Here is an 18,622-nt window from a genome sequence, read left to right on the forward strand (position 1 = left end):
CCGATGGGCGCGCCGGCAAAGATCTTATCGAGGACGAAATGCCCAAGCGCACTGATATCCAAACCATCCTGATCATTGGCGCGGGCCCGATCGTGATCGGCCAGGCCTGCGAGTTCGACTACTCCGGCGCGCAGGCATGCAAGGCGCTGCGCGACGAGGGCTACCGGGTGGTGCTGGTCAACAGCAACCCGGCCACGATCATGACCGATCCGGAGATGGCCGATGCGGTCTACATCGAGCCGATCAACTGGCAGACCGTCGAGAAGATCATCGCCAAGGAAAGGCCCGACGCGCTGCTGCCGACGATGGGCGGCCAGACCGCGCTCAACTGTGCGCTCGACCTGGCCGACAACGGCGTGCTGGAGAAGCACGGCGTCGAGCTGATCGGCGCCTCGCGCGAGGCGATCCGCATGGCCGAGGACCGCGAGCTGTTCCGTGTGGCGATGGAGGAGATCGGGCTGGAGTGCCCGCGCGCGGCGGTCGCCAGGAGCTTCGAGCAGGCGGTCGAGATCCAGGTCACCGTCGGCTATCCGACCATCATCCGGCCGAGCTTCACCCTCGGCGGCAGCGGCGGCGGCATCGCCTACAACAAGGAGGAGTTCGAGGACATCGTCAAGCGCGGCCTCGAGCTGTCGCCGACCAGCGAGGTATTGATCGAGGAATCGGTGCTGGGCTGGAAGGAGTTCGAGATGGAGGTGGTCCGCGACAAGGCGGACAACTGCATCATCGTCTGCTCGATCGAGAATTTCGATCCGATGGGCGTGCATACCGGCGACTCGATCACCGTCGCCCCGGCGCAGACCCTGACCGACAAGGAGTACCAGCGACTGCGCGATGCCTCGATCGCGGTGCTGCGCAAGATCGGCGTCGACACCGGCGGCTCCAACGTGCAGTTCGGCATCAACGCCAGCAACGGCCGCGTCGTGGTGATCGAGATGAATCCCCGCGTATCGCGCTCCTCGGCGCTGGCGTCGAAGGCGACCGGCTTCCCGATCGCCAAGATCGCGGCGAAGCTTGCCGTCGGTTACACCCTCGACGAGCTGCGCAACGAGATCACCGGCGGCGCGACCCCGGCCTCGTTCGAGCCGACGATCGACTACGTGGTCACCAAGATCCCGCGTTTCGCGTTCGAGAAATTCCCCCAGGCCGAGGCCCGGCTGACCACCCAGATGAAATCGGTCGGCGAGGTGATGGCGATGGGCCGGACCTTCCAGGAATCGCTGCAGAAGGCGCTGCGCGGGCTGGAGACCGGCAAGGTCGGCCTCGACCCGACCGGCCTGGACCTGGCCAGCGAGACCGACCTGGCGACCCTGCGCCGCGAGGTGAAGGAGCCCGGTCCGGAGCGGATGTTCTACATCGGCGATGCGTTCCGCGCCGGGATGAGCGTCGAGGACGTGCATGCGTTGTCCTTCGTCGATCCATGGTTCCTCGACCAGATCGAGGAGATCATCGCCGAGGAGAAGGCGGTCGCGGAATCCGGCCTTGCCGCGCTCGACGAGAAGCGGATGCGTGCGCTCAAGCGCATGGGCTTTTCCGATGCGCGACTGGCCGAGCTGACCGGCACCGACGAGGCCGCGGTGCGCACCCTGCGCCACGCGTTCGGCGTGCGCCCGGTCTACAAGCGGGTGGATTCCTGCGCGGCCGAGTTCGCGACCACCACCGCCTACATGTACTCGACCTACGAGGACGAGTGCGAGGCGGCGCCGAGCGACCGCGACAAGATCATCGTGCTCGGCGGCGGCCCGAACCGGATCGGCCAGGGCATCGAGTTCGACTACTGCTGCGTGCATGCCGCGCTCGCGCTGCGCGAGGACGGTTTCGAGACCATCATGGTCAACTGCAATCCGGAGACCGTGTCGACCGACTACGACACTTCCGACCGGCTGTACTTCGAACCGCTGACGCTCGAGGACGTGCTGGAGATCGCCGACCTGGAAAAGCCGAAGGGCGTGATTGTGCAGTACGGCGGACAGACCCCGCTGAAGCTGGCGCGTGCGCTGGAGGCGGCCGGGGTGCCCATCATCGGCACCAGTCCGGACAGCATCGACCTGGCCGAGGACCGTGAGCGTTTCCAGAAGCTGGTGCAGGACCTCAAGCTGGCGCAACCGCTGAACCGCACCGCGCGCAATCCGGAGGAAGCGCTGTTGCTGGCCTCCCAGATCGGCTACCCGCTGGTGGTGCGCCCGAGCTACGTGCTCGGCGGCCGCGCGATGGAGATCGTCTACTCCGATGCCGACCTGACCCGCTACATCCGCGATGCGGTCAAGGTGTCGAACGATTCGCCGGTGCTGCTCGACCGCTTCCTCGACAACGCGGTCGAGGTCGATGTCGACGTGATCGCCGACCGGGAAGGCAATGTGCTGATCGGCGGCGTGATGGAGCACATCGAGGAGGCCGGCGTGCACTCGGGCGATTCCTCGTGCTCGCTGCCGCCTTACTCGCTGCCCGCCGCGGTGCAGGACAAGCTGCGAGAGCAGGTCAGGGCGCTGGCGAAGGCGCTGAACGTGGTCGGCCTGATGAACACCCAGTTCGCGGTCACATTCGACGAGGACGGCGCCGACACGGTCTACCTGATCGAAGTCAACCCGCGCGCCTCGCGCACGGTGCCGTTCGTGTCCAAGGCCACCGGCCTGCCGCTGGCGAAGATCGCGGCCCGCTGCATGGTCGGCCAGACCCTGGCCGGGCAGGGCGCGATGAAGGAGATCATCCCGGACTACTACTCGGTCAAGGAGGCGATCTTCCCGTTCGCCAAGTTCCAGGGTGTGGATCCGATCCTCGGGCCTGAGATGCGTTCGACCGGTGAGGTCATGGGCGTGGGCCGCAGCTTCGGCGCGGCGATGGCGCGGGCGCAGGAGGCCGGCGGCATCCGTGCGCTGCCGGGCGAAGGCAAGGTCTTCGTGTCGGTCCGTGACCCGGACAAGAAGCGCGTGCTGCCGGTGGCCCGCGACCTGATCGCCCGCGGCTACTCGCTGGTGGCGACCTCGGGTACGCATGCCTTCCTGGCCGGGCACGGCATCGACTGCGAGCGCATCAACAAGGTGATCGAGGGCCGTCCGCACGTCGTCGACCTGATCAAGAACGGCGAGATCGCGTACATCGTGAACACCACCGAGGGCCGACAGGCCATCAGCGATTCATTCTCGATCAGGCGCGAGGCCTTGCAACAGCGGGTGACCTATTCGACGACGATCGCCGGCGCGCGGGCGCTGGTGAACTCGCTCGATTACCGCGGCACCGGTCCGGTCTGGTCGCTGCAGGAATTGCACGCCGAAGTGAACGGCGCCGGCTGAACGGCGCCGCCCGGCGCAGGGGCGGGGATGGGGCGGGGCGGGTTTCGGCCCGCCCCGCATTCCTGCTAGCCTGTAGAGGCTTTTTTTGCACGGCCGTGAATGGGTGGTTGGACGCCTTGGCATGACGCCAATCGCATCCGCCGCCTTCTTTCTTTTGCGGCCCCGAACGAAAGAAAGGACGTACCCATGAGAGCACCGATCACGGTGAAGGGCGCGCAGCGCCTGCGCGCGGAACTGGAAGAACTCAAGTCGGTCAAGCGGCCGGCGGTGATCAATGCGATCGCCGAGGCGCGTGCCCATGGCGACCTCAAGGAGAACGCCGAATACCACGCCGCGCGCGAGCAGCAGGGCTTCATCGAAGGCCGCATCAAGCAGTTGGAGGCCGAGCTCTCGCACGCGCAGGTCATCGACGTGGCCTCGCTGAACGCGGGTTCGCGGATCGTGTTCGGTGCGACCGTCGAGCTGGCCGATGTCGAAACCGATGCGAGCACGACCTACCAGATCGTCGGCGACCTGGAAGCGGACATCAAACAGGGCTGGATCGCGATCTCCTCGCCGGTCGCGCGTGCGCTGATCGGCAAGCACGAGGGCGACAGCGTCACTATCGAGGCGCCAGGCGGCACCCGCGAGTACGAGATCGTATCGGTCAGCTACGCAGGCTGACGGATCTGGCGATGCGGGTCAGCCTGCTGCTGCCGGATCCCGCCCGTTTCGGCGGGCAGCGCCTGTTTCCGGATCTCGCCCGAACGCTCGGGCGCGCCGATGCGACCCATGACGACAGGCCGCAGCGCGAACGCGTATTCGACGTCTTGCCGCGCGGCTGGCCGGTGGCGGCAGTCACCCGCCAGGGCGACGTCGGCGATGCCGCCGATGCGATCTGGCTGCGCGCGGATCCTGCCTACGTACGCCCCGACATCAATGGCGCCCGGTTGCTGGCTCATGGTCGCGGCCTGCGGCTGACAGAGGCCGATGCCGCTGCGTTCCTGTCGGCGTTGCGCCCGCTGTTTGGGGATCTCGGCAGTCCGATCGATGCGCCCGTGCCGTCGCGCTGGTACCTGCGGCTGCCGCAGGGCAGCCGCCTGCCGGCTTTCAGCTCGCCCGAGGAAGCGCTCGGCGACGAGCTGTTCGAACACCTGCCGGGCGCGGGCGACGAAAGCGACCGGGACAGGCAGGCGTCGCGGCGCTGGCGGGGATTGTTGAGCGAGGCGCAGATCGTGCTGCACAACCATCCGCGCAACGCCGAACGTGCCGCCGCGGGTCTTCCGATGGTCAACTCGTTGTGGTTCTGGGGCGGCGGACAATTGCCCGACCGGGTGCGATGCGCGGCGGATGCCGTCCACTCGGACGACGATGCGCTGGCGGCTTTCGCGAACCTCGCCGGAGTGACGGCGCTGCCGCTGCCCGCCGCGTGTCCGGACCTGACCGGGTCGGGCGATTGCCTGTTCGACCTGCGCGAGGCGAGGGATCTGGCCCGTCTCCAGGGCGACTGGCTGCAGCCGCTGATCCAGCGTCAGAACACCGGCACTGTCGCCGAGATCGTGCTCGATTGCGCCGACGGCAGCATCTTCACGCTTCGGCGTTCCCAGCGGTGGCGGTTCTGGCGGCGTTCGCGCGAGCGGTTGGGCGCATGAGCGGTCGGGCGCTGGAATGAAGCCACGGACCCTCTTGCAGCGTCGGGCGGCGCAGGCGTCCGGCGAGTGGTCGACGGCGATGCCGGCATTGCTGCGCAGGATCTATGCCGCCCGCGGTGCGCTCGACGAGGCGCAGGCGCGACCGCGGCTCGTGCAGTTGCCGCCGCCGGACGGATTGATGGGTGCCGCGGCGGCGGCCGGACTGCTGGCGGATGCGATCGCCGAAGATCGTCACATCGTCGTCGTCGGAGACTTCGATTGCGATGGCGCCACGGCCTGCGCATTGGGCGTACGCGGCCTGCGCATGCTCGGCGCGCGCCGGGTCTCGCATGCGGTGCCCAACCGCATCGTCCACGGCTACGGACTTTCTCCGGCCCTGGTCGATGAGCTCGCCGCGATGGAGCCGGACCTGCTGGTCACTGTCGATCATGGCATCGCCTGCCATGCCGGCATCGCCGCTGCGAAGGCGCGCGGTTGGCAGGTCCTGGTCACCGATCACCATCTGCCGGGCGACACCCTGCCGCCGGCCGACGTCATCGTCGATCCCAACCAGCCCGGCGACGCCTTTCCGGGCAAGACGCTGGCCGGGGTCGGGGTGATGTTCTATGTGCTGCTGGCATTGCGACGCCTGCTGCGCGAGCGTGGTGTCTTCGATGGCGACGCGGGCGAAGAGCCGGACCTCGCTGTCCTGCTCGACCTGGTCGCGGTTGGCACCGTCGCCGATCTGGTGCCGCTGGATGCCTGCAACCGGGCACTGGTGGCGGCCGGATTGCGACGGCTGCGGGCAGGACACGGCTGCGCCGGACTCCGGGCGTTGATCGAGGTGTCGAACCGCGATCCGGCCCGGCTGACCGCCGCCGATATCGGATATGCGATCGGCCCCCGTCTCAACGCGGCCGGCCGCCTGGAGGACATGTCGCTGGGCATCGAGTGCCTGCTGACGGACGATGCGCGCCAGGCACGCGGGATCGCGGCGACCCTCAGCGAGATCAATGGCGAGCGCCGCGCAGTGCAGCAACAGATGACCGACGAAGCCGAACTCGCGCTGGCGCGGGTGGCACTGGCCGGCGACCCGCCGCTGGCGGTCTGCCTGCACGACCCCCAATGGCATCCGGGCGTGGTCGGACTGGTCGCTTCCAAGCTCAAGGAGCGCCTGCACCGTCCGGTGATCGCATTCGCGCCGGCCGAGCCCGGCAGCGATTCCCTGCGCGGCTCGGCACGCTCGATCCCGGGATTCCATATCCGCGACGCGCTGGCGGCGATCGACGCGCGCACCCCGGGCCTGATCGAGCGCTTCGGCGGCCATGCGATGGCGGCCGGCCTGTCGTTGCCGCTTGCGCGGCTGGAGACGTTCCGCGATGCGTTCGAGCGGGTGGCGAGCGAAACACTGGGTCCGGAGCTGCTGCAGGCGGTCGTGCTCAGCGATGGCGACCTGGCGGCGGACGAGTTCACCCGCGGCAATGCCGAGGCCCTGCGCGACGGCGGCCCCTGGGGCCAGGGCTTCCCCGAGCCGCAGTTCGACGGCGAGTTCGAGGTGCTCGGCTGGCGGGTGGTCGGCGAGCGGCACCTGAAGCTGGAGCTCGGCCATGGCCACCGTCGCCTGAACGCGATCCACTTCGGCAGCTGGGACGGCAATCCGCCGCAGGGCCGCATCCGCATCGCCTACCGGCTCGAGCCCGACGACTACCGCGGCGGCGATGCCGTACAACTGGTGGTGGTGCACCGCGAGCCGGTCTGAATCAGGCCAGATCCGACTCGGGCCGGACGCCGCCAGGTGCCGGCACCGGTGTCGCATGCGCCTTCCGCTTCAGCCCGAACAGCGGCCGCAGCAACGGGATCCTGCGGATCAGCTCGTAGCCGCCAAGGCAGATCGCGAACGTGGCCAGCACCAGAAGCGGCCCTTCGAGCAGCGGCGGGATCGCCAGCGGCTGCAGGTTGTGGGCGAGCACGACGATCACGGTCTGGTGGAGGATGTAGACCGGATAGACGGCCGGGGCCAGGTAGCGGAGGGCAGGGCTGTCGCCCTTCACCAGACGGCGGGCGAAACCGAGGATCGCGGCGATGCTGAGCCACTGGTTCGCCCCCCAGACCAGCCGCTGCAGCATCCGCAGCCATTCCGGTGGCGGGTTGGCTTCGTCGAAACGACCGAAGTAGGCGACCAGAACGAGATAGGTCGCCGCAGCGACGGCCAGCGCCAGCCAGCGCCAGCGCAGGATCGCGTCCCAGACCGCGTCGGCACGGGCCAGCCAGAAGCCCAGCAGGAACACCGGCAGGTATTGGGCGTGGTTGTACCAGTCGTCGAACAGCGCATGGGTCGACTCGAAGCGGCCTGCCAGCAGCATGCGTGCCACTCCGAGGGCGAGGGCGGGGACGACCAGCACGGCGGGGCCGGCGAACCAGCGCGTCAGGCGCCCGCCGATGGTCGTCATCGCGCGGCCGGCAAGCTTCAGGACCGCCCACAACGTCATCGTGTAGGCCCACAGGTAGGGAAGGAACCACAGGTGGTTCCAGGTCGGCACCCGCAGGCAGTCGCCGTCCCTGCAGAAGCTGCCGTCGCCCTGCAGATAGCGCGACCAGAACGCCAGATAGCCGTCGTGATAGCCGCCGGGCAGCTTCTCGACCACCTCGTAGTACGACTGAGGCGGCACGATGACGAGCATGCCGAAGGCCAGCGGCAGCAGCAGTCGCCACGACCGGTTCCCCACGAAGCCCTGCGGCCGCCGTTCGAGCATGAACGCGGTGGCGGCGCCGGAGACCAGGAACAGCAGCGACAGCCGCCAGGGCGCGCTGAGCAGCATCAGCGGTTCCAGCGCGGTACCCGCGTCCGGACTTTTGACGTGCCAGTCCCAGCTCACGTAGTACATGCCCACGTGGTAGAAGACCAGCAGGCCAAAGGCGAGGGTACGGACCCAGTCGAGGTCGTAGCGGCGTGTCATGGCGGTCTCCCTTGCGACTCGCGCTCATCGTGGCCACGACCAGGCCGGAAGCCAGCGTCGAGGGACGTGACGACAGCGCTCTGGGACGAATGGCGGATCGTCGTGACGAACCGTGGGGCGGGCACGCGGCACGGACCGTAGAATGCGCGGGATGGACCGGACCGATAGCCGCGATACCGGCGATGAACGCCCCGGCGAGATCGTCTCGCCGCTGAGGCGGACCTTCGAGGTCGGGTTCTGGGTCGCGGTGACCCTGGTCAACGGCGTCGCCAACAGCATCACCGTACTGATCGACATCCGCCGCTCCGGCCTGGCGTTCGCCGCCTGGGAGCCGGCGGTCTGGGAGTTCTCCAGTGGCCTGGCCTTCCTCGCCCTGGTCCCGGCCCTGCTGTGGTTCACCCGACGCTTTCCACTGCACTGGGATACGCTGCGCCGGCACCTGCCGTGGCACCTGCTGGCCAGCGTCGTGTTCTCGTCCGCACACGTGCTCGCCATGGTCGCCATGCGCGAGCTGGCCTATGCGGGGATGGGGACGAGCTACGAATTTGGCGATTGGTCGCGTGGCCTGCTCTACGAATACCTCAAGGACGTGCGTACCTACGTCACGATGGTGGCGACGATCGAGGGTTACCGTTTCGTCCGCCGCCGCCTGAAGGGCGAAGCGCGTCTGCTGGATGCGCCCGACGACGTCGAGACGCCGCCCGGAAAGATCGAACGGCCGGAGCGCTTCCTGGTCCGCAAACTCGGGCGCGAGTTCCTGGTCGCGGCGACGGACATCGAATGGCTGCAGGCGGCCGGCAACTACGTCAACCTGCATGTCCGCGGGCGCGAGTATCCGTTGCGCAGCACGATCGGCGGCATCGAGGCCAGGCTCGATCCGGCCCGTTTCGTCCGCATCCATCGCAGCTACATGGTCAATCTGGACCGTGTCGCCTCGATCGAGCCGCTCGATACCGGCGATGCGCGGGTGCTGATGGCCGACGGCAGCCGGCTGCCGTGCAGCCGGCGCTACCGCGAGGTGCTGCGCGAGCGGGTGGCCGGCGGCCGTACCTGATCGCGGGGGAGGCCGCGGCCGCCGGGGCGGGGTGCCGCGTTGCGAGCACGGAAGCCTGGACGTTGCCGCGCCCGGACATTGTCGTCCCCGGCGCCTGCCGGTCCCAGCTCCTGTCGACCTGATAGAATTGCCGGCCTTTGCACTTTTGTCCTGCGGCTGGAAGCTATCTATGATCGAGCTCAATCCCATTCGCCAGCGCATCGCCGACCTGCAGGGTCGGCTGGATGCGCTGAGGGGGTATCTTTGACTTCGACAGCAAGGTCGAACGTCTCGAGGAAGTGAACCGGGAGCTGGAAAGCCCCGATGTCTGGAACGATGCCGAACGCGCCCAGGCCCTGGGCCGCGAGCGCGCGTCGCTGGAGAAGGTGGTGCTCGGCAGCCGCCGGCTGACCGACGGTCTGGCCGGTGCGCTCGAACTGCTGGAGCTGGCCGAGATGGAGGACGACGAGGACACCGCCCAGGCGGTGGTCGCCGACGTCGACGGCTACCAGCGCGACGTCGAGCAGCTCGAGTTCCAGCGCATGTTCAGCGGCAAGATGGACGGCGCCGCGGCGTTCGTCGACATCCAGGCCGGCGCCGGCGGTACCGAGGCGCAGGACTGGGCCGAGATGCTGCTGCGCATGTACCTGCGCTGGGCCGAATCGCGCGGCTGGAAGACCGAGCTGATGGAGGTGTCCGGCGGTGAGGTCGCGGGCATCAAGTCGGCGACGTTCCGGGTCGAGGGCGATTTCGCCTACGGCTGGCTGAAGACCGAGACCGGCGTACATCGCCTGGTCCGCAAGTCGCCGTTCGACTCCGACAACCGCCGCCACACCAGCTTCACCTCGGTGTTCGTCTCGCCCGAGGTCGACGACAACATCGACATCGAGATCAATCCGGCCGACCTGAAGACCGACGTCTACCGCTCCTCCGGCGCCGGCGGCCAGCACGTCAACAAGACCGAGTCGGCGGTGCGCATCACCCACGTGCCGAGCGGAATCGTGGTCGCCTGCCAGAACGGCCGCAGCCAGCACCAGAACCGCGACACCGCGATGAAGATGCTGGCCGCCAAGTTGTACGAGCTTGAGATCCAGAAGCGCAACGCCGAGCGCGATGCGGTCGAGGCGACCAAGTCCGACATCGGCTGGGGCAGCCAGATCCGCAACTACGTGCTCGACCAGAGCCGGATCAAGGATCTGCGTACCGGCGTCGAGCGCAGCGACACCCAGAAGGTCCTCGACGGCGACCTCGACGAGTTCGTCGAGGCCAGCCTGAAGGCCGGTCTCGAGGCCGGGGCCAAACGCGCCGACGCGGTTTGATCTTCGGCCGGTCGATCTTCAGCCAGGGGGTTCACGGATGAACCCGGATAAATCCGAAACCTGATTGGAAACGCTCTATCCGTGTTGATCCGCGCCAATCCGCGGCCTCCATGTTCTTCATCGAAAACCACACCCATGACCGACAAGACGCCCGAGACCCCGACGCACGCCGACGAGAATTTCCTGATCGCCGAGCGTCGGAACAAACTCGCGGCCCTGCGCGAGCGGGGCCAGGCGTTTCCGAACGACTTCCGCCGGCAGGACTATGCCGGCGACCTGCAGGTCGAGTTCGCGGATGCCGATCGCTGGACCGCCGAGGCGATCGAGGGTGAGGGCCGTCACGTCGCGATCGCCGGCCGCATCCTGCTCAAGCGGGTGATGGGCAAGGCCAGCTTCGTGCAGATCCAGGACGAGTCCGGCCGCATCCAGTTGTTCCTGCAGGCCAACGCACTGGGCGAGGTCTACGACGCGTTCAAGGGCTGGGACGTCGGCGACATCGTCGCCGCGCGCGGCGGGCTGACCCGGACCCGCACCGGCGAGCTGTCGGTCAGGGCGACCGAGCTGCGCCTGCTGACCAAGTCGCTGCGCCCGCTGCCGGACAAGTTCCACGGCCTGGCCGACGTCGAGCAGCGCTACCGCCAGCGCTATGTCGACCTGATCGTCTCGCCGGAGGCGCGCGAGGTGTTCGTCAAGCGCTCGCGGATCATCCGCGCGATCCGCGAATGGCTGGACAGCCGCCGCTTCCTCGAGGTCGAGACGCCGATGATGCATTACATCCCCGGCGGCGCCGCGGCCAAGCCATTCGTCACCCACCACAACGCCCTCGACCTCGAGCTGTACCTGCGGGTCGCACCGGAGCTCTACCTGAAGCGCCTGGTCGTCGGCGGCCTGGAGCGGGTGTACGAGATCAACCGCAACTTCCGCAACGAGGGCGTGTCGACCCGGCACAACCCCGAGTTCACGATGCTCGAGCTGTACGAGGCCTACGCCACCTACAACGAGGTCATGGACCTGACCGAGAACATGATCCGCGACGTCGCCAGTTCGGTGCTCGGCACCACGGTGATGGAGTGGGAAGGGGCCGGGATCGATCTCGGCCCGGCGTTCCGCCGCTGGCGCCTGGACGAGGCGGTGCGCGAAAAGAACCCGGAGATCAGCGAGGCCGACTGCCGCGACCGCGAGGCTCTGGCCGCGCACTGCGCGCGGCTGGGCGTTGCGGTCAGGCCGTCGTACGGCTGGGGCAAGCTGCTGCTGGAGATCTTCGAGAAGACCGTCGAGGGCCAACTGGAGCAACCGACCTTCATCACCCATTACCCGGTCGAGGTCTCGCCGCTGGCCCGGGAGAGCGACAGCGAGCCGGGCATCACGGACCGCTTCGAGCTGTTCGTGAACGGAAAGGAACTGGCGAATGGCTTTTCCGAGCTGAACGATCCGGAGGACCAGGCCGAGCGCTTTCGCGCCCAGGTCGAGCAGAAGGAAGGCGGCGACGACGAGGCCATGCACTACGACGCCGACTACATCCGCGCCCTCGAGGTCGGCCTGCCGCCGACCGGCGGACTGGGCGTCGGCATCGACCGGCTGGTGATGCTGATGACCGGCTCGGCGTCGATCCGCGACGTCCTGTTGTTTCCGTACATGCGGCCGGAATCCGGCAGCTGATCCGTTCAGCCCCGATAGGAGGGTCGTCAGCCCGGGCGGCCAGGGAGGGGCGGCCGGACGGGCGCAAGCTGCCAAGCGCGGCTGAGCCGGGGTATGCTGCCGGCATGGCCACCCGGACAGGTGACGTTGCATGCAGGGACCAGTGTGAACGTTGTCATCGTTGACGATCAGACATCGGCGCGCACGATGCTGCGCCATATCATCGAGGACATCGCGCCGGAGCTGAAGGTGCACGACTTCGGTGAGGCCGAGAGCGGTCTGGAGTGGTGTGAGAACAACCACCCGGACCTGCTGCTGCTCGACTATCGGATGCCGGGGATCGACGGGCTGGAATTCGCCCGCCGCTTCCGCCGACGTCCGCTGCACCGTGACATCCCGATCATCCTGGTCACCGTCGTCGGCGACGAGCCGATCCGCCAGGCCGCGCTGGACGCGGGCGTGATCGACTTCCTGGTCAAGCCGGTCCGTCCGCGCGAACTGCGTGCGCGCTGCCGCAACCTGCTGCAGCTGCGCCAGCAGTCCGAGAGCGTCAAGCAGCGGGCGATGTCGCTGGAGCAGCGACTGCTGTCGAGCATGCACGAGGTCGAGGAGCGCGAACGCGAGACCCTGCAGCGGCTCGCGCGGGCGATCGAATACCGCGATCGCGGTACCAGCGTCTACCTCGAGCGGATGTCGCATGTCGCCGGCCTGATCGCCGAGCAGTTGGGGATGTTCGAGGACGAGGTGCGGATGATCGAGATGGCCGCACCGCTGCACGACATCGGCAAGATCGCGATCCCGGACGCGGTCCTGCTCAAGCCCGGCCCGCTGAGCGAGGGCGAGAAGGAAATCATGCGTCGCCATCCGGTGATCGGACAGGAACTGCTCAGCGGCAGCCAGAACCGCTTCATCCAGACCGCGGCCACGATCGCCCTGCGCCATCACGAACGCTACGACGGCAGCGGTTACCCGGACGGGCTGGTCGGCGAGGAGATTCCGATCGAGGCGCGCATCGTCGCGGTCGCCGATGTGTTCGACGCGCTGATCTCGCCGCGGCCGTACAAGGAACCGTGGGGCATCGACGTCGCCCTTGAATACCTGATGGCCGAGCGCGGCCGACTTTTCGATCCCACCTGCGTGGACGCGCTCATGCGCAGCCGCTCGCGACTGGACGAGGTCTGCAAGCGCTACGCCGCCGGCTCGGTGCGCCCGGGACTGCCGTGACCGGCATGGCTGGCGTCCTATCCAGCCTGAAGCAGCGCCTGGCCGGACGGCCGGACAGCGAGCACGGCCAGGCCTTCGTGCGCCTGGCGATCCTGTTCGTCGTGCTCGTCTACATGCTGATCCGCGGCTACGGCGGATCGCTGCCGAGGCAGGAGTATTTCAATGTACTGGCCATGGTGGTGGTCGGCATCAGCGTCGGCCTGGTCATCATCGGATGGATACTGGCGGCCCCCGGCAAGTCGAGGATCCGGCGCGGGGTCGGGATGGTTTCCGACTATGGCTTGATGGGACTTGCCATGACCCACATGGGCGAACCGCTTGCCTGGGTCTACGTGATCATCATGTGGGTGACCATCGGCAATGGCCTGCGTTACGGCAACCGGTATCTGTATGCCGCGGTGGCCATGGCCTGTGCCAGCTTCGGCGTGGTCGTGGCGTTGAATCCCTACTGGCGGGCCAATCCGGTAATCGCGCTCGGCCTGCTGCTGGGGCTGGTGGCCATCCCGCTATACCTGTCGGGTCTGCTGAGGGCCTTGACCCGCGCCACCGAGGAAGCGCGACGGGCCAGCGAGGCGAAGACCCGGTTCCTCGCGAACATGAGCCACGAGTTCCGCACGCCCCTCAACGGCCTGGCCGGGATGTCGGAGCTTCTGGCCACGACCCGACTGGATCCCGAACAGCGCGAATGCCTGGACACGATCCAGGCGTCCACCCGAAGTCTGCTCTCGCTCGTCGAGGACGTGCTGGATATCTCGGCGATCGAGGCGGGAAAGCTCAAGCTCGATACGACCGAATTCTTTCCCCGGGAGATCGTCGAGAGCGTCAGCCTGATTCTGCAGCCGCAGGCACGGACCAAACAGATCCGTTACGAGTCCCGCATCTCGCCCGAGGTGCCGGAAGCATTGCGCGGGGATGCCGGCCATCTTCGACAGGTGCTGCTCAACCTTGCCAGCAACGCCGTCAAGTTCACGGACTTCGGCTCGGTGCAGATGGACGTTGCGGTCACCGCGCGGACCGGGGGCAAGATCAGACTGCGCTTCACCGTCACCGATACCGGAATCGGCATTCCCGAGTCGATGCGCCAGCGCCTGTTCGAGGCATTCGAGCAGGCCGACGCCGGGCTGGCCCGGCGTTATGGCGGCACGGGGCTCGGCACCACCATCGCCAAGGGACTCACCGAGGCAATGGGTGGGAGCATCGGCTTCGAGAGCCTCGAACAACGGGGCAGCAGGTTCTGGGTGGAGCTGCCGTTCGAGGTGGCCACGGTGGAGGCCGACGGTCCAGGCGGCCACGTGGCGGATGGATGCGAGGCGCATTCCGCCAACGTGATCGCGTTCAGCGATCCGTTCCTGCGACATCGGGCGCGGGTGCCGCGCCTGTCGATTCTCGTTGCCGACGATCATGCCGCCAACCGGAACGTGCTGCAGCGCCTGCTCGAGAAGGCCGGCCATCGGGTGACCTGCGCTGACGGCGGTGAAAGGGTGCTGGATGCCTTGGCCCTGGCCGATTTCGACGCGGTGATCGCCGATCTGCACATGCCGGATGTGAGTGGGTTGGACCTGCTGCGCCAGCTGAAGGTGATGGAGGCGGGGGAGGGACCACGGACCCCGGTCCTGATCCTCAGCGCGGATGTGACTCCGGAGGCCATCCGCTCCTGCCAGCAGGCGGGAGCGCGCGCGTTCCTGTCCAAGCCGGTGTCGGCGGTCCGTCTGCTCGATGCCCTGGCGGACATCGCGACCACCGGCGCCAAGGCCCCCCCGATCGTCGCGTTGCGCGACGATCCCGCGCCCTCAGCTCCGGACAGCGAGATGCTGGACGATTCCGTACTCGATGAACTCCGGGCGCTGGGTATGGGCGAGTCCTTCGAGCGGGAGTTCGTCGCCCAATGCCTGCGCGACGCTACCGACTGCATCCAGACCCTGGAGCAGGCCGGCATGAACGGAGACTGGAACTGCGTGAGGGAGCAGGCTCATGCGCTCAAGGGAGTTGCGAGCAACATCGGGCTGACAAGACTGACCAGTTCCAGCAACGATCTCATGCGGCTTGCCGACTGGCAGGTCGCGAGCGAGTGGAAGTTGCGGCACGGTGAGCTGAGCGAGCATCTGACCCAGGGCAGGGAGGTGCTCGAAGCGCGCGGGCACCTTCGTGCCCGCGGCGACGAGCATACCTACTGAGCGACAGCTCATGCGGCTATCGCCGAGCGTCGCGTCTGTGCCCTGACGATACGTTCCATCGTGCGAAGGGATTTTTCTCCCAGGGCCAGGGCGGTATCCACCCATACTTCGGCGATGCCCATCAGTTCGTCGTAGCCGACCGGCTGGGAAATGCCTCTCATTGCATTCATCGCCAGATGCGCATGAGGAGAGCGCTGCTGCTGTCGGATGATCTCCTGGACCGCGGCCTCCCCCTGGCCCCTGGGCACGAGCACGTCGACGATTCCCATCCGATGGAGTTCCTCGCCGGGAAGAATCGCGCCTTCGAGGATCAGTTTCTCGGCCACGTTCGGCGACACGCGCTTGCAAAGGAACGAGTAGGCGCCCATCCCCGGAAACAGCCCGAACATGACCTCCGGCAGCCCCATTTCCACGCCTTCCTCGGCGATGATCGTGTGACAGGACAGCGCCAGCTCCATGCCTCCGCCGAGCGCATCGCCCTGGACCAGTGCGATCGTCCGCACGTCGCCACCCAGCCCGCAATGCAGGTGATGGACTCCGTCGATGCAGCGGCGGGCATAGGCCAGAAGCAGTTCGCGATTGTCCTCGCGGATCAGTCTGGAGAACAGCTCCAGGTCTCCGCCCAGATTGAACGCCGGGGCAGCAGAGGCAAGTACCACGTGCCGCAGGCGCCCCGACTGGCGCTGCTCGTCCCGCAGCGTGATCGAAGACAGGAAACTCCACATGTCGTTCATCAGTTCGGTACGGAAGCAGGGACGCCCCCCCGGTTCGATGTCGTGGTGCATGTACATCCAATGGACATTGCCCGCCGGGTCCGATTCGATCTGGAGGGTGGGATATTGACACGCGCGTTGCAGTTTGACGGTGTTCATCAGGAGCCCCCGGTTGACCGCCCAGGACTGGTGGGTGGTGGGTATCGGGCGGCCAGGTGTGCCCACCGCTTTCGATGCTACACCCGCACGAGCGCCCGCAAATAAAAGCCCCTCCGGGGAGGGGCTCGGGTAACCTGAATGAAGCCGGAGTTCAGGAGCCGGCAGCTTCGTCTCGCAACTCCCGGCGCAGGATCTTGCCGACGTTGGTCTTGGGCAGTTCCTTGCGGAACTCGACGATCCGCGGATGCTTGTAACCGGTGAGGTGCTCGCGGGCGTGGGCCTTCACCTGTTCTTCGGTCAGGCCCGGGTCCTTCTTGACGATCACCACCTTGACCACCTCGCCGGACTTCTCGTCGGGCACGCCGACCGCGGCGACCTCCAGCACGCCCGGCATCAGCGCGATCACGTCCTCGACCTCGTTCGGGTACACGTTGAAGCCCGAGACCAGGATCATGTCCTTCTTGCGGTCGACGATGTAGAAGTAGCCCTGTTCGTCCATCCGGGCCATGTCGCCGGTATGCAGCCAACCGTCGGCGTCGATGACCTTGGCCGTTTCGTCCGGGCGCTGCCAGTAGCCCTTCATCACCTGCGGCCCCTTGATGCACAGCTCGCCGACCTCGCCGACCGAAAGAATCCGGCCGTCCTCGTCCTTGACGCAGGCATCGGTCGACGGGATCGGCAGGCCGATCGAGCCGTTGTAGTCCTTCAGGTCCATCGGGTTGATGCAGGCCGCCGGGGAGGTTTCGGTCAGGCCGTACGCCTCGATCAGGGTCACGCCGGTGACCTTCTTCCAGCGTTCGGCGACCGAGCGCTGTACCGCCATGCCGCCGCCAAGGGTCAGATGCAGGGCCGAGAAGTCGACCTCGTCGAAACCGGGCGTGTTCAACAGACCGTTGAACAGGGTATTGACGCCGGTGATCGCGGTGAACCTGACCTGCTTGAGTTCCTTCACGAAACCCGGCATGTCACGCGGGTTGGTGATCAGGTGGTTGAGGCCGCCGAACTTCATGAAGACGAGCCCGTTCGCGGTCAACGCGAAGATGTGGTACAGCGGCAGCGCGGTGATGATGACCTCTTCGCCGAGCTTGACGTTGGTCCCGACCCAGGCCGCGGCCTGCTGCATGTTCGCGACCAGGTTGCGATGGGTCAGCATCGCGCCCTTGGCGATGCCGGTGGTGCCGCCGGTGTACTGGAGGAACGCGATGTCGTCCGGAACGATGCTGATCTCCGGCAGCGCGTGCTTCTGGCCCAGCGCCAGCGTGTCGCGGAAGCGGACGGCGCCGGCAATGCTGTAGTCGGGCACCATCTTCTTGATGTGCTTGAGCACGAAGTTGACGATCGCGCCTTTCGGAAAGCCCAGCATGTCGCCAAGTCCGGTCGTGATCACCTGCTTGACCGGGGTGTCGGCGATCACCTCCTGGACCGTGTGGCCGAAGTTGTCGAGCACCAGGATCGCGCTCGCGCCGGAGTCGACCAGCTGATGCTTGAGCTCGCGGGCGGTGTACATCGGGTTGGTGTTGACCACGGTCAATCCGGCACGCAGCACGCCGAACGTGGCGATCGGGTATTGCAGGCAGTTGGGCAACATGATCGCGACCCGGTCGCCCTTCTTCAGCTTCAGTTCGCCCAGCAGATAGGCGGCGAACTGCCGGCTGAGGACGTCGATCTCGGCATAGGTCAGGGTCTTGCCGAGGTTGGCAAAGGCCGGCCGCTGGTTGTAATGGCTGATCGCGTTCTCGAGGACGGAAACGACCGAAGGAAACTCATCGACGTCGATGTCGGACGGCATGCCTTCTGGATACTGCTTCAGCCACGGACGGTCAGCACTCATTGCGGTCCCCTATGCATTTCGGATGTCGTCGCGTGCGATGCGCAAGCGTACGGTCGCTCGGATTGGAGCATAGGCTCTAGGGGCTGGCAAGGTCGGGCGCAGCAATGCCCGCATGCGCCTGACCGGTGCCCGATACCGGTTTCGATGCGCTAGGCTGGGACTTTGCCGAGGGGGACGCGGATGCGTCGCAGTCGATCGCTGGCGTACGCGGCCGTGTTGCTGGCCGCGATGTTCCTGCTGCTGGCGGCCGGGTGCCGCCGGGACGATCCGGAAGCGGCGTTGCTGGCCACGCTGGTCGATGTCCAGACAGCACTGGAGAAGCGCGATGCGGCTGCGCTCGGCGGGGCCCTGGCTGCGGATTTCGTCGGCCCTGAAGGACTGGATGCAGACGGCGCGGAGCGGATGGCCAGAGCGATGTTCCTGCGTTACCGCAATGTCGACGTCAGCGTCGGTCCGCCCGCGGTAGCGATGACCGGTGGCCACGCCACGGTGAAGTTCGAGGCCATGCTGACCGGCGGGCAGGGACGGATTCTTCCGGACGCGGTGCGGGTCTACTCGATCGAAAGCGGCTGGCGTCTGGAGGGCGACGACTGGCGCCTGACCAGTATCCACTGGGAACCGCGCATGTAGCACAAAGCGCATCCGACGGCCCGTCGCGCAGCGACGGGCCGGTC

The 18,622-nt window shown here is 67.1% G+C and carries 13 protein-coding genes; 10 read left to right on the forward strand and 3 right to left on the reverse strand.

What is annotated here, in order from left to right; all coding sequences use genetic code 11:
- The first annotated feature begins 38 nt into the window (after window positions 1–38).
- From carB to recJ, 4 genes are all read left to right on the forward strand, one after another.
- Complete coding sequence (gene carB / locus L3V18_RS00690; RefSeq protein WP_237052702.1) at window positions 39–3,290, forward strand: carbamoyl-phosphate synthase large subunit; 3,252 nt, start codon at window positions 39–41, stop codon at window positions 3,288–3,290.
- A gap of 186 nt (window positions 3,291–3,476) precedes the next feature.
- Window positions 3,477–3,953 (forward strand): transcription elongation factor GreA, encoded by a 477-nt coding sequence (greA, locus tag L3V18_RS00695; protein ID WP_237052703.1) that lies wholly within the window; start codon window positions 3,477–3,479, stop codon window positions 3,951–3,953.
- A gap of 11 nt (window positions 3,954–3,964) precedes the next feature.
- Complete coding sequence (locus L3V18_RS00700) at window positions 3,965–4,921, forward strand: phosphoglycerate mutase (RefSeq protein ID WP_237052704.1); 957 nt, start codon at window positions 3,965–3,967, stop codon at window positions 4,919–4,921.
- 16 nt (window positions 4,922–4,937) lie between these two features.
- On the forward strand, window positions 4,938–6,659 hold the full coding sequence (gene recJ / locus L3V18_RS00705; protein WP_425493443.1) for a single-stranded-DNA-specific exonuclease RecJ: 1,722 nt from the start codon (window positions 4,938–4,940) through the stop codon (window positions 6,657–6,659).
- 1 nt (window position 6,660) lies between these two features.
- Here the strand turns inward: recJ and L3V18_RS00710 are convergent, their stop codons facing one another.
- The gene (locus L3V18_RS00710; protein ID WP_237052705.1) at window positions 6,661–7,857 is read right to left on the reverse strand and encodes an acyltransferase; all 1,197 of its coding nucleotides are present in this window, start codon (window positions 7,855–7,857) and stop codon (window positions 6,661–6,663) included.
- A 151-nt stretch (window positions 7,858–8,008) separates the two neighbouring features.
- Between L3V18_RS00710 and L3V18_RS00715 the strand changes: the two genes are divergently transcribed.
- From L3V18_RS00715 to L3V18_RS00735, 5 genes are all read left to right on the forward strand, one after another.
- The gene (locus L3V18_RS00715; RefSeq protein WP_237052706.1) at window positions 8,009–8,911 is read left to right on the forward strand and encodes a LytTR family DNA-binding domain-containing protein; all 903 of its coding nucleotides are present in this window, start codon (window positions 8,009–8,011) and stop codon (window positions 8,909–8,911) included.
- Between the two features lie 169 nt (window positions 8,912–9,080).
- Window positions 9,081–10,209 (forward strand): peptide chain release factor 2 gene (gene prfB, locus L3V18_RS00720; protein ID WP_237052707.1). Its coding sequence is split into 2 segments (ribosomal slippage): window positions 9,081–9,155 and window positions 9,157–10,209, totalling 1,128 coding nucleotides; the frame shifts between segments, so codons are not numbered across the junction.
- Between the two features lie 135 nt (window positions 10,210–10,344).
- Window positions 10,345–11,868, forward strand: a complete 1,524-nt coding sequence (gene lysS, locus L3V18_RS00725) for a lysine--tRNA ligase (RefSeq protein ID WP_237052708.1) — start codon at window positions 10,345–10,347, stop codon at window positions 11,866–11,868.
- 93 nt (window positions 11,869–11,961) lie between these two features.
- Window positions 11,962–13,071 (forward strand): response regulator, encoded by a 1,110-nt coding sequence (locus L3V18_RS00730; RefSeq protein WP_237052709.1) that lies wholly within the window; start codon window positions 11,962–11,964, stop codon window positions 13,069–13,071.
- Between the two features lie 5 nt (window positions 13,072–13,076).
- On the forward strand, window positions 13,077–15,245 hold the full coding sequence (locus L3V18_RS00735; protein ID WP_237052710.1) for an ATP-binding protein: 2,169 nt from the start codon (window positions 13,077–13,079) through the stop codon (window positions 15,243–15,245).
- 8 nt (window positions 15,246–15,253) lie between these two features.
- Here L3V18_RS00735 and L3V18_RS00740 read toward each other — a convergent pair whose 3' ends face one another.
- Together L3V18_RS00740 and L3V18_RS00745 are read right to left on the reverse strand one after the other, a co-directional pair.
- A complete protein-coding gene (locus tag L3V18_RS00740) occupies window positions 15,254–16,117 on the reverse strand; it encodes a crotonase/enoyl-CoA hydratase family protein (RefSeq protein ID WP_237052711.1) in 864 nt (287 codons plus the stop codon).
- A gap of 151 nt (window positions 16,118–16,268) precedes the next feature.
- Complete coding sequence (locus L3V18_RS00745; protein WP_237052712.1) at window positions 16,269–17,948, reverse strand: long-chain fatty acid--CoA ligase; 1,680 nt, start codon at window positions 17,946–17,948, stop codon at window positions 16,269–16,271.
- Window positions 17,949–18,176: 228 nt separating this feature from the next.
- Between L3V18_RS00745 and L3V18_RS00750 the strand changes: the two genes are divergently transcribed.
- On the forward strand, window positions 18,177–18,578 hold the full coding sequence (locus tag L3V18_RS00750; protein ID WP_237052713.1) for a nuclear transport factor 2 family protein: 402 nt from the start codon (window positions 18,177–18,179) through the stop codon (window positions 18,576–18,578).
- Window positions 18,579–18,622: the final 44 nt, after the last annotated feature.

This window comes from Marilutibacter chinensis (assembly GCF_021725675.1).
Taxonomy (GTDB): Bacteria; Pseudomonadota; Gammaproteobacteria; order Xanthomonadales; family Xanthomonadaceae; genus Marilutibacter; species Marilutibacter chinensis.

Coding starts and splice junctions, on each gene's coding strand:
- greA (WP_237052703.1), top strand. CDS start 3,477: ATGAGAGCACCGATCACGGTGAAGGGCGCGCAGCGCCTGCGCGCGGAA.
- L3V18_RS00745 (WP_237052712.1), bottom strand. CDS start 17,948: ATGAGTGCTGACCGTCCGTGGCTGAAGCAGTATCCAGAAGGCATGCCG.
- recJ (WP_425493443.1), top strand. CDS start 4,938: ATGAAGCCACGGACCCTCTTGCAGCGTCGGGCGGCGCAGGCGTCCGGC.
- lysS (WP_237052708.1), top strand. CDS start 10,345: ATGACCGACAAGACGCCCGAGACCCCGACGCACGCCGACGAGAATTTC.
- L3V18_RS00715 (WP_237052706.1), top strand. CDS start 8,009: ATGGACCGGACCGATAGCCGCGATACCGGCGATGAACGCCCCGGCGAG.
- carB (WP_237052702.1), top strand. CDS start 39: ATGCCCAAGCGCACTGATATCCAAACCATCCTGATCATTGGCGCGGGC.
- L3V18_RS00710 (WP_237052705.1), bottom strand. CDS start 7,857: ATGACACGCCGCTACGACCTCGACTGGGTCCGTACCCTCGCCTTTGGC.
- L3V18_RS00700 (WP_237052704.1), top strand. CDS start 3,965: ATGCGGGTCAGCCTGCTGCTGCCGGATCCCGCCCGTTTCGGCGGGCAG.
- L3V18_RS00730 (WP_237052709.1), top strand. CDS start 11,962: ATGCTGCCGGCATGGCCACCCGGACAGGTGACGTTGCATGCAGGGACC.
- L3V18_RS00735 (WP_237052710.1), top strand. CDS start 13,077: ATGGCTGGCGTCCTATCCAGCCTGAAGCAGCGCCTGGCCGGACGGCCG.
- L3V18_RS00740 (WP_237052711.1), bottom strand. CDS start 16,117: ATGAACACCGTCAAACTGCAACGCGCGTGTCAATATCCCACCCTCCAG.
- L3V18_RS00750 (WP_237052713.1), top strand. CDS start 18,177: ATGTTCCTGCTGCTGGCGGCCGGGTGCCGCCGGGACGATCCGGAAGCG.